15 protein-coding genes and 1 pseudogene are annotated in these 19,964 nt (G+C 73.0%); 7 read left to right on the top strand and 9 right to left on the bottom strand.

The window, feature by feature from the left end; translation table 11 throughout:
* Window positions 1-21 precede the first annotated feature (21 nt).
* Together AB0D32_RS17590 and AB0D32_RS17585 are read right to left on the bottom strand one after the other, a co-directional pair.
* Window positions 22-654 (bottom strand): annotated as a pseudogene (locus AB0D32_RS17590) (GyrI-like domain-containing protein).
* A complete protein-coding gene (locus tag AB0D32_RS17585; protein WP_357090836.1) occupies window positions 638-1,171 on the bottom strand; it encodes a PadR family transcriptional regulator in 534 nt (177 codons plus the stop codon). Before AB0D32_RS17585 ends, AB0D32_RS17590 begins: the two are co-directional and overlap by 17 nt.
* Before the next feature lie 129 nt (window positions 1,172-1,300).
* Here AB0D32_RS17585 and coaE point away from each other — a divergent pair, with 129 nt between their 5' ends.
* Complete coding sequence (coaE, locus tag AB0D32_RS17580; protein WP_357090834.1) at window positions 1,301-2,482, top strand: dephospho-CoA kinase; 1,182 nt, start codon at window positions 1,301-1,303, stop codon at window positions 2,480-2,482.
* A gap of 4 nt (window positions 2,483-2,486) precedes the next feature.
* Here coaE and AB0D32_RS17575 read toward each other — a convergent pair whose 3' ends face one another.
* Window positions 2,487-3,956 carry a hypothetical protein gene (locus AB0D32_RS17575; protein WP_357090832.1) on the bottom strand — a complete coding sequence of 490 codons (1,470 nt, stop codon included), beginning with the start codon at window positions 3,954-3,956 and terminating at the stop codon, window positions 2,487-2,489.
* 299 nt (window positions 3,957-4,255) lie between these two features.
* Here AB0D32_RS17575 and uvrB point away from each other — a divergent pair, with 299 nt between their 5' ends.
* Both uvrB and AB0D32_RS17565 read left to right on the top strand, forming a co-directional pair.
* Entirely contained in the window at window positions 4,256-6,364 is a 2,109-nt protein-coding gene (gene uvrB, locus AB0D32_RS17570; protein ID WP_357090830.1) for an excinuclease ABC subunit UvrB, read from the top strand.
* A gap of 208 nt (window positions 6,365-6,572) precedes the next feature.
* Window positions 6,573-7,436 (top strand): helix-turn-helix transcriptional regulator, encoded by an 864-nt coding sequence (locus AB0D32_RS17565; RefSeq protein ID WP_357090828.1) that lies wholly within the window; start codon window positions 6,573-6,575, stop codon window positions 7,434-7,436.
* A gap of 184 nt (window positions 7,437-7,620) precedes the next feature.
* On the opposite strand, the gene AB0D32_RS17560 is transcribed toward AB0D32_RS17565, so the two are convergent.
* Window positions 7,621-7,914: an antibiotic biosynthesis monooxygenase gene (locus tag AB0D32_RS17560; RefSeq protein WP_357090826.1), complete on the bottom strand. Its 294-nt coding sequence runs from the start codon at window positions 7,912-7,914 to the stop codon at window positions 7,621-7,623.
* A 387-nt stretch (window positions 7,915-8,301) separates the two neighbouring features.
* Here AB0D32_RS17560 and AB0D32_RS17555 point away from each other — a divergent pair, with 387 nt between their 5' ends.
* On the top strand, window positions 8,302-9,303 hold the full coding sequence (locus AB0D32_RS17555) for a TerC family protein (protein WP_357090824.1): 1,002 nt from the start codon (window positions 8,302-8,304) through the stop codon (window positions 9,301-9,303).
* Between the two features lie 64 nt (window positions 9,304-9,367).
* On the opposite strand, the gene AB0D32_RS17550 is transcribed toward AB0D32_RS17555, so the two are convergent.
* Window positions 9,368-10,342: an NlpC/P60 family protein gene (locus tag AB0D32_RS17550; protein ID WP_357090822.1), complete on the bottom strand. Its 975-nt coding sequence runs from the start codon at window positions 10,340-10,342 to the stop codon at window positions 9,368-9,370.
* Window positions 10,342-11,439, bottom strand: a complete 1,098-nt coding sequence (locus AB0D32_RS17545; RefSeq protein ID WP_357090820.1) for a dipeptide epimerase — start codon at window positions 11,437-11,439, stop codon at window positions 10,342-10,344. The genes AB0D32_RS17550 and AB0D32_RS17545 overlap by 1 nt, the downstream gene beginning before the upstream one ends.
* Before the next feature lie 262 nt (window positions 11,440-11,701).
* Here AB0D32_RS17545 and AB0D32_RS17540 point away from each other — a divergent pair, with 262 nt between their 5' ends.
* Window positions 11,702-12,499: a tyrosine-protein phosphatase gene (locus AB0D32_RS17540; protein ID WP_357091068.1), complete on the top strand. Its 798-nt coding sequence runs from the start codon at window positions 11,702-11,704 to the stop codon at window positions 12,497-12,499.
* Window positions 12,500-12,640: 141 nt separating this feature from the next.
* Here AB0D32_RS17540 and AB0D32_RS17535 read toward each other — a convergent pair whose 3' ends face one another.
* Together AB0D32_RS17535 and typA are read right to left on the bottom strand one after the other, a co-directional pair.
* A complete protein-coding gene (locus tag AB0D32_RS17535) occupies window positions 12,641-13,498 on the bottom strand; it encodes a serine hydrolase (RefSeq protein WP_357090818.1) in 858 nt (285 codons plus the stop codon).
* Window positions 13,499-13,608: 110 nt separating this feature from the next.
* The gene (typA, locus tag AB0D32_RS17530) at window positions 13,609-15,477 is read right to left on the bottom strand and encodes a translational GTPase TypA (RefSeq protein ID WP_357090816.1); all 1,869 of its coding nucleotides are present in this window, start codon (window positions 15,475-15,477) and stop codon (window positions 13,609-13,611) included.
* Window positions 15,478-15,613: 136 nt separating this feature from the next.
* On the opposite strand from typA, the gene AB0D32_RS17525 reads away from it, so the two are divergent.
* The gene (locus AB0D32_RS17525; RefSeq protein WP_357090814.1) at window positions 15,614-17,011 is read left to right on the top strand and encodes a DedA family protein; all 1,398 of its coding nucleotides are present in this window, start codon (window positions 15,614-15,616) and stop codon (window positions 17,009-17,011) included.
* 130 nt (window positions 17,012-17,141) lie between these two features.
* Here the strand turns inward: AB0D32_RS17525 and AB0D32_RS17520 are convergent, their stop codons facing one another.
* Window positions 17,142-19,277, bottom strand: a complete 2,136-nt coding sequence (locus AB0D32_RS17520; protein ID WP_357090812.1) for an efflux RND transporter permease subunit — start codon at window positions 19,275-19,277, stop codon at window positions 17,142-17,144.
* Between the two features lie 171 nt (window positions 19,278-19,448).
* On the opposite strand from AB0D32_RS17520, the gene AB0D32_RS17515 reads away from it, so the two are divergent.
* A complete protein-coding gene (locus tag AB0D32_RS17515; RefSeq protein WP_357091066.1) occupies window positions 19,449-19,964 on the top strand; it encodes a MarR family transcriptional regulator in 516 nt (171 codons plus the stop codon).

Genomic DNA, 19,964 nt, shown 5'->3' with positions numbered 1-19,964 from the left:
GGGGCAGGGGTGCCGTGTCAGCTACGCGCCCGGTGCGGCGGCGGTGACCGGTTGCCTCAGGATGGTGCGTTGCTTCTCGGGTGCGACCCTGCGGAAGTCGCTGAGGTAGATCTCGTGGTGTCTGCCGACCATCCGCAGCCCGTTGCCCGGCACGAACTCGTGGTGCAGTCGCGCCAGCACCTCGGCCTCGTCGTCGAAGGAACCGACGTGCAGCGTCTGCACGCACCGCCCCTCGGACAGCGTGCCCAGCCGGGTGTCGTCGAGCCGCGACGGGCGGTTCCTGGCCCCGGCCTGCGCCACGGCGGCGGCGAACATGCCCTGGTCGATCCAGTCCGGGACCATGATCATCAGCGTCTAGTGCCACCGTGACTTGTCGCGTTCCGAGGTGAAGGAGTCCATGTCCTCGGCCCACCACAGGCCCTCCAGGGGCGGGACGACGTAGTCGCGTCGGAGGTCCTGTTTGCTGGCGAACTTCAGCTTGTAGGCCACCGGGTAGAGGGCTTCGACAGCGTCGGTGAACGCGGGCGAGGCGTTCGGGTCACCGTGGCCGTCGATCATGAGATACCGCATGTCGGGCACGTCCACGATCCGGAACTGGTCCCGCTTGGCCTGATAGGCGTCGAGGGTCTTCTTGAAGTCAGTCTTCTCCGTCATCAGGCACCTGGGCTCGGGCGGCGAGCCACTGCCTTTCCGCCTCCAGGAGGCTCAGCGAGTACGAGAACACCTCACGCGCCGGCCGCGGGAGGGGAGCTTGCGCCTGCTGCGTCACCCGGATCGCCTCGATGCGGGCTTCGACCCGCGCCAACCGGGTGCGTAGCGCCTCCGCGTACTCCCGCGCGGAGAGCAGGGGCAGGTTGGCGACACCGACGAGGAGCGGGTGCGGTACCGGCCGTGGTTCCTCGATGAGCGCCAGCGCGGTGCGCGCCGCGACCTCTCGGCCCTCGGTGGTGGCGTGGTGGACGCGGCGGGACTTCGGGGCGGTGGGAGCTTCGGGAACGTGGACCAGACCACGCTTCTCCAGCTTGGCGAGCAGGTAGTAGATCGAGGAGAACCCGACGTCGGACCACTGCCGGATGCCGCGTTGCCCGATCACCTGTTCCAGGTCGTAGCCGTGCCGGGCGCGTTCGATGATCAAGCCCAGCACGGTCAGCTCGGCGGTAGTCAGCTCCACGGCCCTATTCTATTACTAGAATACGGCTCATCTGGGATGCCCGCTCGGAGGACTGGCCGAGGGCACGGTGCGGGCCGGACGAGTCGCCCCGGTGCTGGCGGCGCGGCGGTGATCCGGTTGACTGGTCGCGTGCTGAAGGTGGGACTGACCGGAGGAATCGGGTCCGGCAAGAGCGCCGTGGCGAGGCGACTGGCCGAGCGCGGCGCGGTGGTGATCGACTCCGACCGGTTGGCCCGGGAGGTGGTCGCGCCGGGCACGGAAGGGCTGGCCGACATCGTCGCGGCCTTCTCCGACCGGGTCCTCGACGCCGACGGCGCGCTCGACCGGGCGGCGCTGGGCGCGCTGGTCTTCGCCGACGAAACGGCGCGCCGCCGGCTGGAGGCGATCACCCATCCGCGCGTACGGGCCCGTTCCGCCGAGCTGGCCGCCGCGGCGGGGCCCGACGCGATCGTGGTCAACGACGTGCCGCTCCTGGTGGAGGTGGGGCTCCCGCCCACGTACCACCTGGTGGTCGTGGTGCAGACGGAGGTCGCCACGCGGTTGGCGCGGCTGGCCCGCGACCGGGGGATGGACCGGGCGGAGGCCGAGCGGCGGATCGCCGCGCAGGCCGACGACGCCCGGCGCCGGGCCGTGGCGGACGTCCTCCTGACCAACGACGGCAGCCTCGCCGACCTGCACGCGGCGGTCGACGCGCTGTGGCGCGAGCGGCTGCGGCCCTACGAGACGAACGTGCGCGAGCGGCGGCCGGCCCGGTCGGACCGCGTCGTGCTGGCGGAGGCCGACCCGACCTGGCCGCAGCAGTACGCGCGGCTGGCCGCCCGGATCCGGCACGCGGTCGCCCCCGCCGACCTGCGGATCGACCACATCGGCTCGACCGCGGTCCCGGGGCTCGCCGCCACGGACGTGATCGACATCCAGCTCACCGTCCCCACCCTCGCCGACGCGGACGGCCCGCTGGCGGAACGGCTCGCGGAGGCGGGGTTCCCGCGCCTGCCCGGCGAGTGGTGGGACAACCCCCGCCCGCCCGGCAGCGGCCGGTGGGAGAAGCGGGTGCACGGCAGCGCCGATCCGGGTCGCCCCGTGCACCTGCACGTCCGCCCGGCGGACTCGCCCGGCTGGCGGTACGCGCTGCTGATGCGCGACCACCTGCGCGCCGACCCCGACCAGCGGGCGGCCTACCTGCTGCTGAAGCGGGAGCTGGCCGCCTCCGCCCCGGACAGCGCCACCTGGACCACCGCGAAGGACCCGTGGTTCGACGAGGAGCACCTGCGCGCCGAGCAGTGGGCGACGCAGACGGGCTGGCGTCCCTGACCGGTCAGCGACCCCTGGACGGGCGACCGGGCGCCGGGGCGAGCCGGGGCACGGTGGCGGGTGTCAGGTCGAGTTGGGCCCAGACGTCGGCGCGCGTACGCACCTCCAGCCGCAGCAGCGTGCCGGACCGGTCGATCCAGTAGCGCAGCGGTCCACCGGACGCGGGCAGCTCGACGACGTCGACGGCCTTCCCGGCGACGGTGTCGCCGCGTATCCGCATGGCTGCGCCCCGCCGGCCGGGCGCTCCGGCGGCCCGCAGCGCCGCGTCGAGCAGCCCGCCCACCTCGCCGGCGCGTTGCGGGTCGGCGAGCCAGCCCCGGGCGGGCGGCGGCAGTGGCGGTCGGCCGGGCGACTCGACGGTGCCCGGGACCGCCGAGGCAGGCACGTCCGCCCGGGTCACGCCGGTGGCGTCCACGCGCAGCAGCGTCCGGCGCTCCGGCACGCCGAGGTCCGCGACGGCCACGTACGCCGTCCGCCCGCTCCAGCTCACCCAGCCGGACCCGCGCAGGTTCGTGGCGGCGACGGGTGCGGTCAGGGTGACGGCGGCGCCGGCGCGGGCGCGCAGCCGGGCCGGCAGCCGGTCCAGCCGGTCCCGCTCGGCGGCGGTCAGGGCGCGGGGCTGCCCGGGACGGCCACCGAGGGTGTCGACCGGCCGCAGCGTGGGCCGGTCGGCCCGGTTCAGCTGTACGGTCACCGGTCCGACGCCGGCCAGCCCGGTCTCCAGCCGGTGCAGCCGGGCGTCGTGGTCGAGCCAGTAGCGCGGGTGCTCGTCCGGCGGGGCGGGCGGCGCGGACGTGCCGGGGGCGGGCGGCGGTGCCTGGAGGACGTCGACCGGTATCGCGCCGACGGTGGCGCCGCCGATCCGGCGGGCGGCGTCGGGCGGCGGCTCCGGGCGGTCCGCGGCGAGGCGGAAGAGCAGGTCGAGTACGGCGGCCAGCCCCTGCCCGGCGGGCGGGCGGTGCAGCCGCCAGCGGTCCGTCGGCGGCACCAGCGGGGGCGGCGCGGGGGTCGGCACCGCGGTCGGGTCGGGACGCAGCAGGACGACCGTCGGGGTGGCCTGGAGCAGCCCACGCTCCGCGCCCGCGCCGGGCCCGCCGACGTCGAGGTAGACCAGCGGCCGGGACCAATCGACCCAGCCGACCAGTTCGGTACGCGTCGCGCCGGTGCCCGCCGTCACGCGCACCCCGGCCCGCAGGTCGCGGTGGTTGGTGACCCGCATCGCGGCCAGTCGCTCGCGTTCGTCGCCGGTGAGCGCCCTCGGCTGTTCCGACCGGTCGGGCACCCAGCTCAGCAGCCCCACGAGCAGCGCGGTGGCGGAGAGCACGGCCACGGTCGCGAGCACCAGCAGGACGGTGCGGCGACGGCCGGTCACCACCCGGGGGATGCCCCCGGTGTGGGCGTCGTCGTGCGGCGGACGGTCCTGCGGCGGGTGTGTCGGGCCGGGACCGTGGGTCCGGGCGGCGGAGGTCTCCACGGGAGGTTGAACGGGATTCACCCCCGTGGGGTGACGAGCAGTGGCGCTCGCGGCGGCCGGTCAGCGACTCACGCGCGACCACACCGGGTGCGCACGCCGGTAGTGCCGGGTGCTGCGACCCCTGTGCCGGGGGCGGGCCGGCCGTGACGGCCTGGCCACCTGCCCGGTCGGCCGCCGCGAGCGGCCTACACGCAGAGGGTAGTCCGGTGAGATGCGCCACACAATGCGAATATCGAAGCCGATCACGGACCGGGCGTAGTCGTCCCGCGGTGTCGGACCCCCGGCGTACGGTTGGGGTCATGGCGCTCGACATTCCCCGTCTCGACGGCCGTTTCCAGGTCGTCAGCGATTTCCAGCCGGCCGGCGACCAGCCGGCGGCCATCGACGACCTGGAGCGTCGGGTCCGACGCGGCGACCGCAACACGGTGCTGCTCGGCGCGACCGGCACCGGCAAGAGCGCCACCGCCGCCTGGCTGATCGAGCGGGTGCAACGGCCGACGCTGGTGCTGGCGCCCAACAAGACGCTCTGCGCTCAGCTGGCCAAGGAGTTCAGCGAGCTGCTGCCGCACAACGCGGTCGAATACTTCGTCTCCTACTACGACTACTACCAGCCCGAGGCCTACATCCCGCAGACCGACACCTACATCGAGAAGGACTCCTCGATCAACGAGGAGGTCGAGCGGCTGCGGCACTCCGCCACCATGTCGCTGCTCACCCGCCGCGACGTGATCGTGGTGGCCACCGTCTCGGCGATCTACGGCCTGGGCACCCCGGAGGAATACCTCGACCGTGCCGTGCGGGTCGCGGTCGGGCAGGAGCTCGACCGCGACCAGCTGCTGCGCCGGCTGGTCGACATCCAGTACACGCGCAACGACATGGCCTTCAACCGGGGCACCTTCCGGGTCCGCGGCGACACGCTGGAGATCATCCCGGCCTACGAGGAGCTCGCCGTCCGGATCGAGCTCTTCGGCGACGAGGTGGAGAAGCTCTACTACCTCAACCCGCTCACGGGCGACGTGGTCAAGGAGGTCGACGGGCTGGTGATCTTCCCGGCCACCCACTACGCGGCCGGCCCTGAGCGGATGGAGCGGGCGATCCGCGACATCGAGGCCGAGCTGGCCGAGCGGCTGGCCGAGCTGGAGCGGCAGGGCAAGCTGCTGGAGGCGCAGCGGCTGCGGATGCGCACCACCTACGACATCGAGATGATGCGCCAGGTCGGGTTCTGCTCCGGCATCGAGAACTACTCGATGCACATGGACGGGCGCCTGCCCGGCAGCCCGCCGCACTGCCTGCTCGACTACTTCCCCGACGACTTCCTCACGATCGTCGACGAGTCGCACGTGACCATCCCGCAGATCGGCGGCATGTACGAGGGCGACGCGTCCCGCAAGCGGATGCTGATCGACCACGGCTTCCGGCTGCCCAGCGCCGCCGACAACCGGCCGCTGCGCTTCGACGAGTTCCTGGAGCGGGTCGGCCAGATGGTCTTCCTCTCCGCCACGCCCGGCCCGTGGGAGCTGGAGCAGGCCCAGGGCGAGTTCGTCGAGCAGGTGATCCGGCCCACCGGTCTGATCGACCCGGAGGTCGTCATCAAGCCCACCAAGGGCCAGATCGACGACCTGATGCACGAGATCAAGCTGCGCACCGAGCGCGACGAGCGGGTGCTGGTCACCACGCTGACCAAGAAGATGGCCGAGGACCTGTCCGACTACCTCCTGGAGAACGGCATCCGGGTGCGTTACCTGCACTCCGAGGTGGACACGCTGCGCCGGGTGGAGCTGCTGCGGGAGCTGCGCAAGGGCGACTTCGACGTGCTGGTCGGCATCAACCTGCTCCGGGAGGGTCTCGACCTGCCGGAGGTGTCGCTGGTCGCCATTCTCGACGCCGACAAGGAGGGATTCCTGCGCAGCGGCCGGTCGCTGATCCAGACGATCGGCCGGGCGGCCCGGAACGTCTCCGGTCAGGTGCACATGTACGCCGACAAGATCACCCCGTCGATGGCCCAGGCGATCGAGGAGACCAACCGGCGGCGCGACAAGCAGATCGCGCACAACACGGCGCACGGCATCAGTCCGGAGCCGCTGCGCAAGAAGATCCACGACATCCTCGACGACATCTACCGCGAGGCGGAGGACACCGAGAACACCCGGGTCGGCGGTGCGGTGCGGCAGCTCTCCCGGGGAAAGGCGCCGGTCAAGGAGACCCGCAGCCGTGGTCGGGCCGGCGGCGCCGGGCCCGCGCGGGAGGGGATGGCCCGGGCCGAGCTGGCCCAGCTCATCCAGGAGCTCAACGACCAGATGCTGGCCGCGGCCCGGGAGCTCCAGTTCGAGCTGGCCGCCCGGATCCGGGACGAGGTCGCCGACCTCAAGAAGGAACTGCGCGGCATGGACGCGGCAGGCGTGAAGTGACGGCGGGTCCCGCCGGCCTGCGGTTCCCGTGGCCACACCGCCCGTGACCCGGCTGGAATCGTCCGGTCGTTCGGCGCGTACCGGCTCCGACGCGCGACCGGCGGGCCCGGTTGGCGGGCGGGCGACCAGAGCTCCGATTGCTGTATGCGAGCATGGTATTGCGCTGGGTGATCGTCCTGCGTACTCTCCCTCGGTGGGGAGGCTGGGGATGCCGTTGCCAACGAGTCCGGTCATTCGTCGCGCCCGGCTGGGCGCCGAGCTGCGTCAGCTGCGACGGCGGGAGGCGCTGACCCTGGAGCAGGTCTGCGACCGGCTGGGGTGGGCCTCCACCTCGAAGCTGTCCCGCATCGAGCTGGGGCAGAGCCGGCCGGATCTGGCCGACGTGCTCGACCTGCTCGACGTCTACGAGGTGCCGCCGCCGCAACGCGACGCGCTCATCGTCATCGCCCGCGACGCCGCCACCGGCCGGGGCTGGTGGAAGACGCTGGGGGAGATGGGCGAGCGGCAACGCACCTACGCCGAGCTGGAGGCGGGGGCGGCGAACATCGTGGACTGGCAGCCCGCCGTCGTGCCGGGGCTGCTCCAGACCCCGGCGTACGCCCGGCTGCGGATCGCCGCCGGCCAGCTCGTGGACCCGGCCCTGGACGTGGAGGCCGACGTGCGGGCCCGGGCGCTGCGGCACGAGGTGCTGCGGCGGGTCGACCCACCCCGCTACACCGCGCTGCTCGCCGAGGCGGCCTGCGAGGCCGGCGACGGCACCCCGCCGCAGGTGTGGCGGGAGCAGTTGCGGCACCTGGTCGACCTGGCCGGCCTGCCGCACGTGACGATCCGGCTGCTGCCCCGGGGCGTCGCCGCGCGGGGCGGGGCGCAGCCGCTCACGCCTTACTCCTGCTACTCGTTTCCCGACCCGGCTGATCCGCGCACGGTGATGCTGGAGGCGCTGACCACCGACGTGCGCCTGGTGACGGCGGCCGACGTCGACCGCTACGAGCAGCTCACGGGCCGGTTACTGGACGCGGCCCTCGGCCCGGAGGAGACGGTCGCGGCGCTGGACCGGCTCGCCGCCGCCTGAGCCGGGTCAGGCGTGGCGGTGGGAGCCGCCCTCCGCGTCGATCATCCGGCGGGCCGGTCGGCCGGGGCCGGTGGCCGCGGGCAGGCGCAGGCGGCCGCGCGGCAACCGGGCCCGGCGCCCCCGAGCCCGTCGGGACCGGCGGCCGCGCGTGCACGGCGCACCCTAGAGCAGGCGTACGACAGACTCAGGCCGGCACGTCCACGAAGTGCTCGACCAGCGGCGGGTTGGCGAAGTGCGGGCCGATCAACGCCCGCCACTGCGCGAAGCGCTCGGTGGCGCGGAAGTTGTCGTCGTGCGCCTCGACCGAGTCCCACTCGACCAGCAGCACGAACCGGCTCGGGGACTCGACGCCCCGGGTCATCCGCACCGACCGGCAGCCGGGCGTCCCGGCGAGCACCGGATGCCCCTTGGCGTACGCGGCGGCGAACTCGTCCTCGTGTCCCGGCAGTACGTCGATGAGCGCGACCTCAAGCACCATGCCGGAAGCCTTTCACGCCGCCGCACGGGCTGGACGCGGGGCCTGTTCGTAGAGCACTAGCCTCCTAGGATGCCTACGGGTGGTGTGCCCCGTCACGTACGCGTCGATCGACATCTGCCAGTGGGGAAGGACACCGGTCGCCCGGGCTGCGGGCACTCGCCGTGATGGGCAACAATGACGGTCGAGGAGGGGAGTATTCCCTCGCGACGGAGTCGTCAGCACGGTCGAGCGCCGATCCTGGATGCGCGACCCGGCCCGTCGGTCACCGCCCCCGGCAGTGACGGAAGAGACCTCCGACAGTCACCACAGCCAGCGTCGCGGCACACCGCGCCCCGGGGAGGGCGTACGGTGTGCCCGTCGTTGCGTGTCTGCCGGAGGTAATGAGCCTTGGACGTGTCCGGACTGCTCTGGGCCGGGACTCTCGTCGTCCTGACGGGGATCCTGCTCGTGGATCTGCTGATCATCGGTCGGCGACCGCACGAGCCCAGCGTGCGCGAGTCGAGCCTCTGGGTCGGCTTCTACGTGGCCCTGGCCCTGCTCTTCGGCGGCGGTGTCTGGCTGGCCTCCGGGGCCAGCGCGGCCGGGCAGTTCTACACCGGCTGGCTGACGGAGTACAGCCTCTCGGTCGACAACCTGTTCGTCTTCGTGATCATCATGGCCCGCTTCGGGGTGCCCCGGCAGTACCAGCAGAAGGTGCTGCTCATCGGCATCGTGCTGGCGCTGGTCATGCGGGGTGGTTTCATCGCCGCCGGCGCGGCGCTGATCTCCCAGTTCTCCTGGGTGTTCTACATCTTCGGCGCCTTCCTGATCTACACCGCGATCAACCTCGCCCGGCAGGGCGAGCCGGACGAGGGCGAGTTCTCCGAGAACATGTTGATCCGGTGGAGCCGCAAGGCGCTGCCGATCTCCCGGGACTACGACGGCGCCAGGCTGACCACCCACACGGCGAAGGGCAAGCGGATCTTCACCCCGATGCTGATCGTCATGATCGCCATCGGCACCACCGATCTGATCTTCGCGCTCGACTCGATTCCGGCGATCTTCGGTATCACCCAGGAGCCGTACCTGGTCTTCACCGCCAACGTCTTCGCGCTGATGGGGCTGCGGCAGCTCTACTTCCTGCTCGGCGGCCTGCTGAACCGCCTGATCTACCTCAGCTACGGCCTGGCCGTGGTGCTCGGCTTCATCGGCGTCAAGCTGGTGCTGGAGGCGCTGGCGGACAACAACCTGCCGTTCGTCAACGGCGGCGAACACGTCTCCTGGGCTCCGCACATCCCGATCTGGCTCTCGCTGGCGATCATCCTCGGCACCCTCGCCGTGGCGACCGTGGCCAGCCTGATCAAGTCCTCCCGCGACCGGCGTGCGGTGCTCTCCGGGGTCGGCCGCTGAGGCGTACGTGACGCGACGAGGGGGCGCTCCCGGACCGGGAGCGCCCCCTCGTGCCGTACGCGGGTCAGAACCGGTGGGCGCCGACCAGGGTGGCGGTGCGTTCGTCGGGCAACTGCTCCTCCAGCACCCGGCGCCGCAGGTAGCAGGCGTGCAGCATGCGGCGGTCGTCGCCGGGGCGGGGATCGGCGGTGACGATGCCGATGTGGTGGATCCGGCGTCCGGGCCGGGCGAAGAAGTAGAGGTCACCGGGGCGTTCCGCGCCCAGCGGCACCGGAGTGGTGGCCGTCGCCTGGTCGCTGGCGTCGCGCGGCAGCAGTACGCCGAGCCGCCGTCCGGCCAGGAAGACGAGGCCCGAGCAGTCGATGCCGTACGCCGACACGCCGCCCCAGATGTAGACGACGTCGACCAGCCGCTGGGCCACGGCCAGAATCTCCTCGGCCGACGGCGGGGCGGTGGGCACCGGCACCGCGTCCTCGCTGGGCAGCCAGAGCGGCTCGGCGTGGCCCGGCGCGTGCACGGGCCGCCAGCCGTCGACCGCCGGACCGGCGGGGACCAGCCGGGTGCCCAGGACGACCCCGGGGAGCACCTCGGCGCCACCCGGGGCGGCGCGCAGGGCGGTGACGGTGGCGTCGACCACGAGCGGGTCGGCGTCGGCGGTGCCGGCGGCCGGGGCGAGCTGCTCGACGGGCAGCCACCCGGGGTAGCCGTTCGGGTGCAGCCGTGGGGCCGGCTGCTCGACCGCCACCACCTGCGCCCAGCCGTCCGGGCGCAACTCGGTGACGAGCACCCGCTCACCGAGCAGCAGTTGGCTCAGCACACAGTCGCCGACCTGCTGGTCGGTGTCCATACCGGAGATCCAGGCCGCGATGTCGGTACGCGGGGCCAGGGCGGGGCCGTCGACGGGGCGTACCTCCTCGGGGCAGCTCCAGAGGGTCGCGACGGCGACCCGGACCACGGCCTCCTGGCCCGGTTGCAGCTCCACGTCCACCCCCAGCTCGCGCCGAATGCCTTCGACCTTATGAAAGTTTCCGACATGCATCAACTGCCAGTCTGCATCTTTACTTCATTCACGGAGCTGATGCCGAGGCCCGGCGCGTCCGGCAGCACGACGGTCGCTCCGTCGTACCGCAGGCCGCCACGGACCGGCGACCAGGCCAGCCACCAGGCGGCATCCAGGTCGGCCACGGCCGTGGTGCCGTAGGCGCCCACCAGGCTCGCGGCGGCGCCGATGCCCACCTCGCTCTCCATCATCGACCCGACGACGGTGCCGAGGCCGTGCGCGGCGGCCAGGTCGAGCAGGGTGCGGGCGGGGTACAGGCCGCCGCACTTGGCGAGCTTGACGTTGACCATGTCGGCGGCCCGGCGGCGGATCACCTCGACCAGGTCGCGGACGCCGAAGACCGCCTCGTCGGCGAGGATCGGCACGTCCACCCGGTCGCTGACCCAGGCCAGCCCGTCCAGGTCCCAGCGGGGGACGGGCTGCTCGACCAGTTCCACGTCGAGCCCGGCGTCCTCGACGCCACGGATCACGCGGACCGCCTCGCGCGGCGTCCAGCCCTGGTTGGCGTCGAGCCGGATGCGCACCCCGTTGCCCACGGCGGCGCGTACGGCGCGGACCCGTTCCAGGTCGCCGGCGGCGTCGGTGCCCACCTTCAGCTTGAGCACCCCGAAGCCCTCCGCCCGCCGCTGCCGGGCCGCCGCCGCCAGGTCCACCGCGTCGCCCGCGGCGAGCGTGACGTCCGTCGGCACCCGCAGGGTGGTGCCCCCGAGCAGCCGCACCAGCGGTACGCCGAGCCGCCGTGCCGCCAGGTCGTGCAGCGCGACGTCGACGGCCGCCTTGGCCGCCTCGTTGCCGACGACCACCCGTTGCACCTGGGTGCAGCGGGCCAGCAGGTCGTCGGCGTCGCGGCCGGTGAGCACCGGGCCGATCACTTCGCGGACGCACGCCTCGGAACCGGCGACCGACGCCCCGGTCACCTGCCACACCTGCGGCGCCTCGCCGTAGCCGGAGCGGCCGTCGGCATCGACCACCTCCACCACCAGGGTCTCCACAGTGGTGGTACGGCGCAGCGCGGTGACGAACGGCGTGTGCAGGGGTGCGGAGAGCCGGTACGTGCGTACCGCGGCGATCGTCATGTGCGGCACCTTATACGGACACGGGCCGGCAGAGGGGGGCCGGTACGAGCGAGCGGAGCGTCGGGCGCAGGGTGTTTCATGGCGGGACGGAACGAGCGGAGGGGAGGGCCGGCATGAGCGAGTGTAGCGAGCGAATCATCAGGGCGACGGGTGTCATGGCGGGACCGGAGCGGAGCGGAGGGCCGGCATGAGCGAGCGTGGCGAGCGAATCGTCGGGGCGACGGGTGTCATGGCGGGACCGGAGCGGAGCGGAGGGGCCGGCATGCGTGAGCGGGGCTGGGAACTGGTGGGCGCGCCGAACGCGCGGGACCTCGGCGGGTTGGTCGGCGTCGACGGCCGGCGGGTGCGGCCGGGGGTGCTGATCCGTACCCCGGCGCTGGGTCGGCTGACTGACGAGGACCTGCCGGTGCTGGCCAAGCTCGGCCCGGCCTGCGTGGTGGACCTGCGGGACCACTCGGAGACGGCGGTCGCCCCGCCGGACCGGCTGTCCGGTGAGCCGCGGGTGGTGCACCTGCCGGTGCACGACGCCGAGCACCCCGTCTTCACCTACGTGTCGGCGGTGCTGCTCGGGCACGACCTGGGCGCGTACGCGGCGGTGGCGGAGGAGGGCACCCCGGCGGCGATGGCGGCGATCTACCGGTGGTTCGTCACGGGGGAGTCGGCGCGGGCGAGCTTCGGGGCGGCGGTGCGGCTGGCGGCGGAGGCGGAGAACTTGCCGCTGGTCTACCACTGCTCGGCGGGGAAGGACCGGACCGGCTGGTTGACCGCGTTGCTGCTCGGCGCGCTGGGCGTGGACGAGGACGCGATCCGGGCGGACTACCTGGCGAACAACCGGCTGACCGAGAGCCTGCGGGAGGTCCTCCTGGAGGGGATGCGGCGCCAGATGCCGGGGCTGGACGTCGAGGCGGTGCGCCCGGTGCTGGAGGTGCGTCCGGAATACCTGGACGCCGCGTACGCGGAGATGCGGCGGGTGCACGGGTCGTTCGAGGCGTACCTGCGCGACGGGCTCGGGGTGACCGACGACGTCCTGGCGGCGCTGCGGGCGGTCCTGCTGGAGTGACGGCTCAGGCCGGCCCGGCCGTCGGTGCCGCCGTGGCCGGCCACCGTCGGCAGGGCCGGCTGCCGATGGCGGTGGACCGTACTCACCCACGACACCCTGACCGGGGGCGCCGGCCGCCGGCCCGGCGGCGGGCCGGCCGTCTCACAGGTCGCGTCGGGCGTCCCAGGCGGCGGCGGACACCTGCGCGATCAGCCGGCAGGCGTCGTCGTCCTCCTCGTCGGCGGGGTCGGAGTCGGGGAGGTCGGTGGTGGTGCAGACGACGATCGCGTACGGCGGCGCGTCGTCGGGGAAGACCACTCCCGCGCCGTGCCGCACGCCGCGCACCCAGCCGTTCTTGTGCGCGATGCGGGTGCCCTCGGGCAGCCCGGCGGCGAGGTCTTCGCGGTGCTCCTGGGCGAACAGCACGTCGAGCATGTCGGCGCAGCCGGCCGGCGAGGCGAGCGGGCCCGGGGACTCCGCGCCGGTGGCCAGCGCGCCGAGCAGCGCGGCCAGGTCGGCGGCGGTGACGAGGTTGGTGATGCCCGCCTCGCGGGCCGCGAAGTCCTCGATGCCCCGGCCGGTCACGCTGTGCCGGGCGCCGGCGAGCGCCCACACCTCCGCCACCGCCGGCAGGCCGACGTGGCTGATGACCACGTTGGTGGCGAGGTTGCTGGAGCGGACGATCATCCGGTCGGCGAGCCAGCGCAGCGGCGCGCTGCCGCCGGCACGCTCCCAGACGGCCTCGTCGTTGTCGTAGTGCCGGGCGCAGGCGAACCGGGGCGCGCCGGGCTGTGCCGAGTCGAACTCGTTGCGCACCGGCACCGGGGCGTCCAGGTCGAGGGTGCCGGCCTCGGCGGCGCGGTACAGCGCGACGAGCACCGCCGCCTTCATGGTGCTGGCCGCATAGTGGGTCGAGTCGGCGTGCCGACTCCAGGTGGGAGCGGCGCCGAGCCGCCCCACGTACGCCGACACGGTGCCGGGCACCCCGTCGAGGCGACCGTCGAGCTCGTCCCAGATCATGCGGCTGACCGTAGCGGGTGACCGGCGGCCCGACGTCGTCCGGGGCCGCGACGGGACGGAGCCCGGACCGCGCGGGGCGGTCCGGGCTCCGGGGCGGCTGCCGTCGTACGTCAGCCGGCGTGCTTGCGGCGGGCGGCGGCCCGGCCGCGCGCGGTCTGGTCGAGCACCACCTTGCGGATCCGGATCGCGGCGGGGGTCACCTCGACGCACTCGTCCTCGCGGCAGAACTCGAGGGCCTGCTCCAGCGACAGCTTGCGCGGCGGGATCAGCTTCTCGGTCTCGTCGGAGGTCGACGCGCGCATGTTGGTGAGCTTCTTCTCCTTGGTGATGTTGACGTCCATGTCGTCGGAGCGGGAGTTCTCCCCGACGATCATGCCCTCGTACACCTCGGTGGTCGGTTCGACGAAGAGCTGGCCCCGCTCCTGAAGGTTGATCATCGCGAACGACGTGACGGCGCCGGACCGGTCGGCGACCAGGGACCCGTTGTTGCGGGTACGCAGCTCGCCGAACCACGGCTCGTACGACTCGAAGACGTGGTGCAGGATGCCGGTGCCCCGGGTGTCGGTGAGGAACTCGGTGCGGAAGCCGATCAGGCCCCGGGCCGGGACCAGCCACTCCATCCGGATCCAGCCGGTGCCGTGGTTGACCAGCTGCTCCATCCGGCCCTTGCGGGTGGCCAGCAGCTGGGTGATCGCGCCGAGGTACTCCTCGGGGGCGTCGATGGTGAGCCGCTCGACCGGCTCGCAGGTCTTGCCGTCGATCTCCCGGGTGACGACCTGCGGCTTGCCGACGGTCAGCTCGAAGGACTCGCGGCGCATCTGCTCGACCAGGATGGCCAGCGCCAGCTCGCCACGGCCCTGCACCTCCCACGCGTCGGGGCGCTCGGTGGGCAGTACCCGCAGCGACACGTTGCCGACCAGTTCCTTGTCGAGCCGGTCCTTGACCATCCGGGCGGTGACCTTGGCGCCCTTGACCCGGCCGACGAGCGGCGAGGTGTTGGTGCCGATGGTCATCGAGATGGCCGGCTCGTCGACGGTGATCAGCGGCAGCGGTCGCGGGTTCTCCGCGTCGGCCAGCGTCTCACCGATCATGATCTCGGGGATGCCGGCGACCGCGATGATGTCGCCCGGGCCCGCCGAGTCGGCCGGCTTGCGCTCCAGGCCCTCGGTCATCAGCAGCTCGGAGATGCGGACCCGTTGGGTGCTGCCGTCGGTGCGGCACCAGGCCACCGTCTGGCCCTTGCTGATGGTGCCCTGCCGCACCCGGCACAGCGCCAGCCGGCCGAGGAACGGGGAGGCGTCGAGGTTGGTGACGTGCGCCTGCAGCGGCGCCTCCTCCTCGTACGCGGGCGGCGGGATGGTGTCGAGCAGGGTGCGGAACAGCGGCTCCAGGCTGCTGCTGTCGTCGGGGATCGCGCCGTCGGCGGGCTGGGTCAGCGAGGCGATGCCGTCGCGGGCGCAGGCGTAGACGATCGGAAAGTCGATCTGCGCCTCGTCGGCGTCCAGGTCGAGGAAGAGCTCGTAGGCCTCGTCCACGACCTCCTTGATCCGGGCGTCGGGGCGGTCCACTTTGTTGATCACCAGGATGATCGGCATCCGCGCCTTGAGCGCCTTGCGGAGCACGAACCGGGTCTGCGGCAGGGGGCCCTCGCTGGCGTCCACCAGCAGCACCACACCGTCGACCATGGTCAGGCCGCGCTCGACCTCGCCGCCGAAGTCGGCGTGGCCGGGGGTGTCGATGATGTTGATGGTCACCGGGTCGGAGCCGTCGGCCGGCATGTACCGCACACCGGTGTTCTTGGCCAGGATGGTGATGCCCTTTTCCCGTTCGAGGTCCATCGAGTCCATGACCCGTTCGGTTACCTCGCCGCGGGCGCCGTAGGCGCCGGCCTGCCGCAACATGGCGTCGACCAGGGTCGTCTTGCCGTGGTCGACGTGGGCGATGATGGCGACGTTGCGGAGGTCGGTGCGAAGCTGCATACCCTCCATACTCCTGTCTGCGGTTGCCGGGGCACGCGTCGGGGTCTTCCCCCAAGATGGCCCGGATCTCTGCCGAAACTGATGTTCCGACCGTTTCAGCGCCTGGCATGCTGACCCCCGTGGGAATGGGGGCCCGATGCACGACCTGCTGACCTCGCTACAGGGTTTGCCGCCCCTGCTGATCTATGTGATCGCCGCGATGATCGTCGCGGGGGAGACCGCCGTGATCTTCGGTCTGCTGGTGCCGGGCGAGGCGACCCTGCTTCTGGTCGGTTTCCTAGCGTACGCCGGGACGCTGCGGCTCGCGCCGGCACTGCTGGTGATGATCGTTGCAGCCGTGATCGGCGACACACTGGCGTACCGGGCCGGCCGGCGGCACGGGCCCCGGCTGCGCGCCGGCCGACTGGGCGCGCGGGTCGGGCACGGGCGGTGGAGCAGGGCGGACGCGATGCTCGGCCGGCTGGGCGGGCGCGGGGTGCTCACCGCCCGCTGGGTGGCCTTCGCCCGCACCCTGGTGCCCCGGCTGGCCGGGGCGGCCGGGATGCCGTACCGGCGGTTCGCGCCGTGGAACCTGGCCGGGGTGGTGACGTGGGTGGGTGGCTCGGTGCTCGTCGGCAACCTGGCCGGCGAATCGTACGAGACGGTCTCCCGGCTGCTCGGGCGGGCCACCGGCGCGGTGCTGGTGCTGGTGGCCGCGCTGGTCGCCGTGGTGCTGGCGGGGCGGTGGCTGGGCCGTAACCCGGATCCGGCCCGGGCGCTGGCGGCCCGGGCCGCGGGGCTGCGTCCGGTGCGCTGGCTCAGTGGCCGGTACGGGGTGCTGTTCTTCCTGCTCGCCATGTACGTCGGGCCGGCCTGGACGCTGCTGATCAACCTCGTCGCCGGCCTGCTGCTGCTCTTCGTGGCCGGGTTCGCCATCGCCTGGGTGCTCGGGGCGGTGGTCCGGCACAGCGGCCTGGCGGTGCTCGACGGCGCGATCGCCAACTGGTTCGCCGACCGGCGTACGCCCGGGGCGGTCGACGTCACGCTCGCGGTGGTCTCGGCACTGCGCGGATCCTCCCTGATCGTGCTGGTGGCGGTCGTCGCGGCGGTGCTGGCGTGGCGCAACCGGCCCTGGCGGGCGGATCTGCTCAGCGTGGTCGGCACGGTCGGTGCTTTCGTGCCGCTGGTGGTGCTGGCCGTGGTGGTCGATCTGGCGGGGCCGGCGGCGGCCGGGCCGGACGGCCGGGCCGCCGCCCTGTTTCCGACGCAGAACGCCGTGGTGGCGGCCAGCCTCTGCACCCTCGCCTGGCTGTTCTCCCGGGGGGCGCGCTGGCCGGCGGCGGTGGCCGCCTGGACCGCCGCGGCGGCCGGGGTGGTCGGCATCGCCGGCGCCCGCCTCTACCTGGGGCTGAGCACGGCCAGCGGAAGTGTCACGGCGGTGCTGCTCGGGGCGGCCTGGACGGCGTTGTTCATGGTCGCCTGGGCGACCCGGGACAAGGCGGTGGGTGACGACACGGCGGAGCCCGAACCGGTGGCGGTCCGCGCCGACGCGTGAGCCGTGGCGCGGTCCTGCCCGGCGTGCTCCGGCGGTGCTGTCGAGGAGGCCGAGCGTGACCGGCGACGGTCGTGGACGGCCGCAACGGGGCCGTGGCGGTGTCGCGCACGGCCCCGTTGCGGCGGGCCGGTCATTCCCGGGTGGTCAGCGCCTCGTGTCCCGCCGACGGGTCGTCGTCGACCTCGGCGGGCTCGCGCCTGATCCGTCCGGGCCACCAGAAGCGGTCGCCGAGCGTGAACGCCAGTGCCGGCACCAGGACCGTCCGGACGAGCAGGGTGTCCAGCAGCACGCCGATGCAGACGATGATCCCGATCTGGGTCAGCAGGATCAGCGGCAGGACGCCGAGGACGGCGAAGACCGCAGCGAGCAGTACGCCGGCACTCGTGATGACGCCGCCGGTGACCCGTAGGGCCGAGAGCATGCCGTCGCGGGTGCCGGTGCGGCGGGCGTCCTCGCGGGCCCGGGTGACGAGGAAGATGTTGTAGTCCACGCCGAGCGCCACCAGGAACACGAAGGCGAGCAGCAGGACGCCGCTGTCGAGCGCCGGCATGTCGAGCACGTGGTCGAAGAGCAGCCACGACGCGCCGATGCTGGCGAAGAACGACGCGATCACGGTGAGCACCAGCAGCAGCGGGGCGAGCAGGCCGCGCAGCAGCAGCACCAGGACCGCGCCGACGAGCAGCAGGATGAGCGGCAGGATCAGCCGCAGGTCCTTGCTGTTGGCCTCGTTCTCGTCGTACGTGGCCGCGACGGCGCCACCCACCACCGCGCCGTCGAACGCGGGTGCGCCGTCGACGGCGGGCGGGGCGGAACCGGGGATCGCCGCGACGGCGTCCCGCAGCGCCTCGACGGCCCGGTTCGCGGCGTCGGTACCGGGCTCGGCCTCCAGCACGACGTCGACCTGGGCGACCTGGGCGCCCGCCTCACCGGGGCGCGCGGAGGCCACGCCGGGGACGGCCGTGACGGCGTCCGTGACGGCCCGTACCGCCGTGGGCGTGGTGAGCACGGCGACCGGTTGGGTCGTGCCGGCGGGGAAGGACCGGGCGAGGGTCTCCGCGCCGGCGACCGCTTCCGGCTTGACCCGGAACTGCTCGGTCTCGGACAGGCCGGTGCGGATGCCGAGCCCACCGAGGGCGAGCCCGGCGAGCAGCAGCGTCGCGAGCAGGGCGACCGGTGCGGGTCGGCGCTCGACGGCGGCGCCGAGCCGGCCCCACAGCCGGCCCTCGCGGGCCTCGCCACCGACCCGGGGCACGAACGGCCAGAACAGGCCGCGACCGAAGATCACCAGTACCGCAGGGAGGACGAACAGCGCCGAGAGCATGGCGAGGATCACGCCCGTCGCGCAGGCGATGGCGAGGGCGCGGTTGAGCTCCTGCTCGGACAGCAGCAGGGTGAGCACGCCGAGGACGACGGTGGAGCCGCTGGCGAGGATGGGCTCGGCGGTACGACGCAGCGCGGCGCGCATCGCCACGAAGCGGTCCTCCTCGTGGCGCAGCTCCTCGCGGTACCGAGCGATGAGCAGCAGGGCGTAGTTGGTGGCGGCGCCGAAGACGAGGACGCTGGCGATGCCGGTGACGGCGCCGCCGGGCAGGTTGATGCCGAACGCCGGGACGACCGTTTCCAGGGCCCGCAGGGTGAGTTGCTCGGTCGCCGCCACGACGACGAGCGGCACGATCCAGAGGAACGGGCTGCGGTAGGTGACGAGCAGCAGCAGCGCCACGACGGCGGCGGTGACGGCGAGCAGCGTGGTGTCGGCGCCGTCGAAGACCTTCGTCAAATCGGTGGCGAACGCGGGCCCGCCGGTCACCTGCACGGTGAGCGCGTCGGGCACGTCGTCCAGTGACGTGCGGAGCTGGTCGATCCGGCCCGTGAGGTCATCCTGCCCGCCGGCGGTGGACAGCGGTACGGCGACGAGCGCGACGGCACCGTCGGGGGAGACCTGCGGTGGGCTGACGCGGCCGCCGACGGCGAACCGGGCGAGGTCATTGGACTGGTCGGTGACGGCCTGGCGGTCGGCTTCGCCGAGCGGGCCGCCGTCGACGCGGCTGACGACGACGATCGCGGCCTGGACGTCGCGGGAGGGCAGTTGGTCCTGGAGCCGTTCCACCTGGGTCGACTGCCACCGCACGGACAGGCCGGTGGACGAGACGGGCTCCGGGTTGTCGGGCTTGGGCATCCCGAACACGGCCGCGCCGACGACGATCGCGGCGACCACGGTGAGCCACGCGGCGAGCCGTCCGCGCGCCACGCGGGTGAACACTGACATCGGTTGCCCTCACGGTCTCTCTCGGCGGGGATTCCTTCGACGCTGAAGACCTCACGAACGGCGCAAAGAGCCGAACGTCGAGTATCTTGATAAACGAGATTATCGACTGCTGAGTTATGCTGCAACCGGAACGGACGGCAGGAGGAAACGACCGACGTGGCAGGGCACGGCATGTACCGGCGGCGCGACACGCACCGCGAGCGGCTGGTCGCCGAGATCGCGGCCGAGCTGCGGCGCTACTCGGTCGACGCGCAGCACATCGGGCACGCCTTCGCCGGCCTGCACGGGCTCAACGCCACCGACCTGCAGGCGCTGATCGCGGTGATGGACGCCGAGCTGTACGGCCAGCCGATCACCCCCGGCCGCCTCGGTGAACAGCTCAACCTCTCCTCCGGCTCGGTCACCGCCCTGATCGACCGGCTGGAGCGCACCGGGCACATCCGCCGTGACCGCGACACCGCCGACCGGCGCAAGGTCTTCCTGCACTACGCCGAGCGGGGCGCGGCGCTGGCCATGGACTTCTTCCGTCCCCTCGGCCGGCGCACCGACGAGGTGATGGCCGGCTTCAGCGACGAGGAACTGGAGGTGGTACACCGGTTCATGGCCGCGATGACCGCCTCGATGGGGGAGCACCGGGACGTGGTGCGCGCCGCCCGCGACGAGCCGGCGCGGCGCGCGAAGGGCTGA

The sequence above is a fragment of the Micromonospora sp. NPDC048170 genome (assembly GCF_040652795.1).
Lineage (GTDB): Bacteria > Actinomycetota > Actinomycetes > Mycobacteriales > Micromonosporaceae > Micromonospora.
This window is presented reverse-complemented; position numbering and strand designations above follow the sequence as displayed.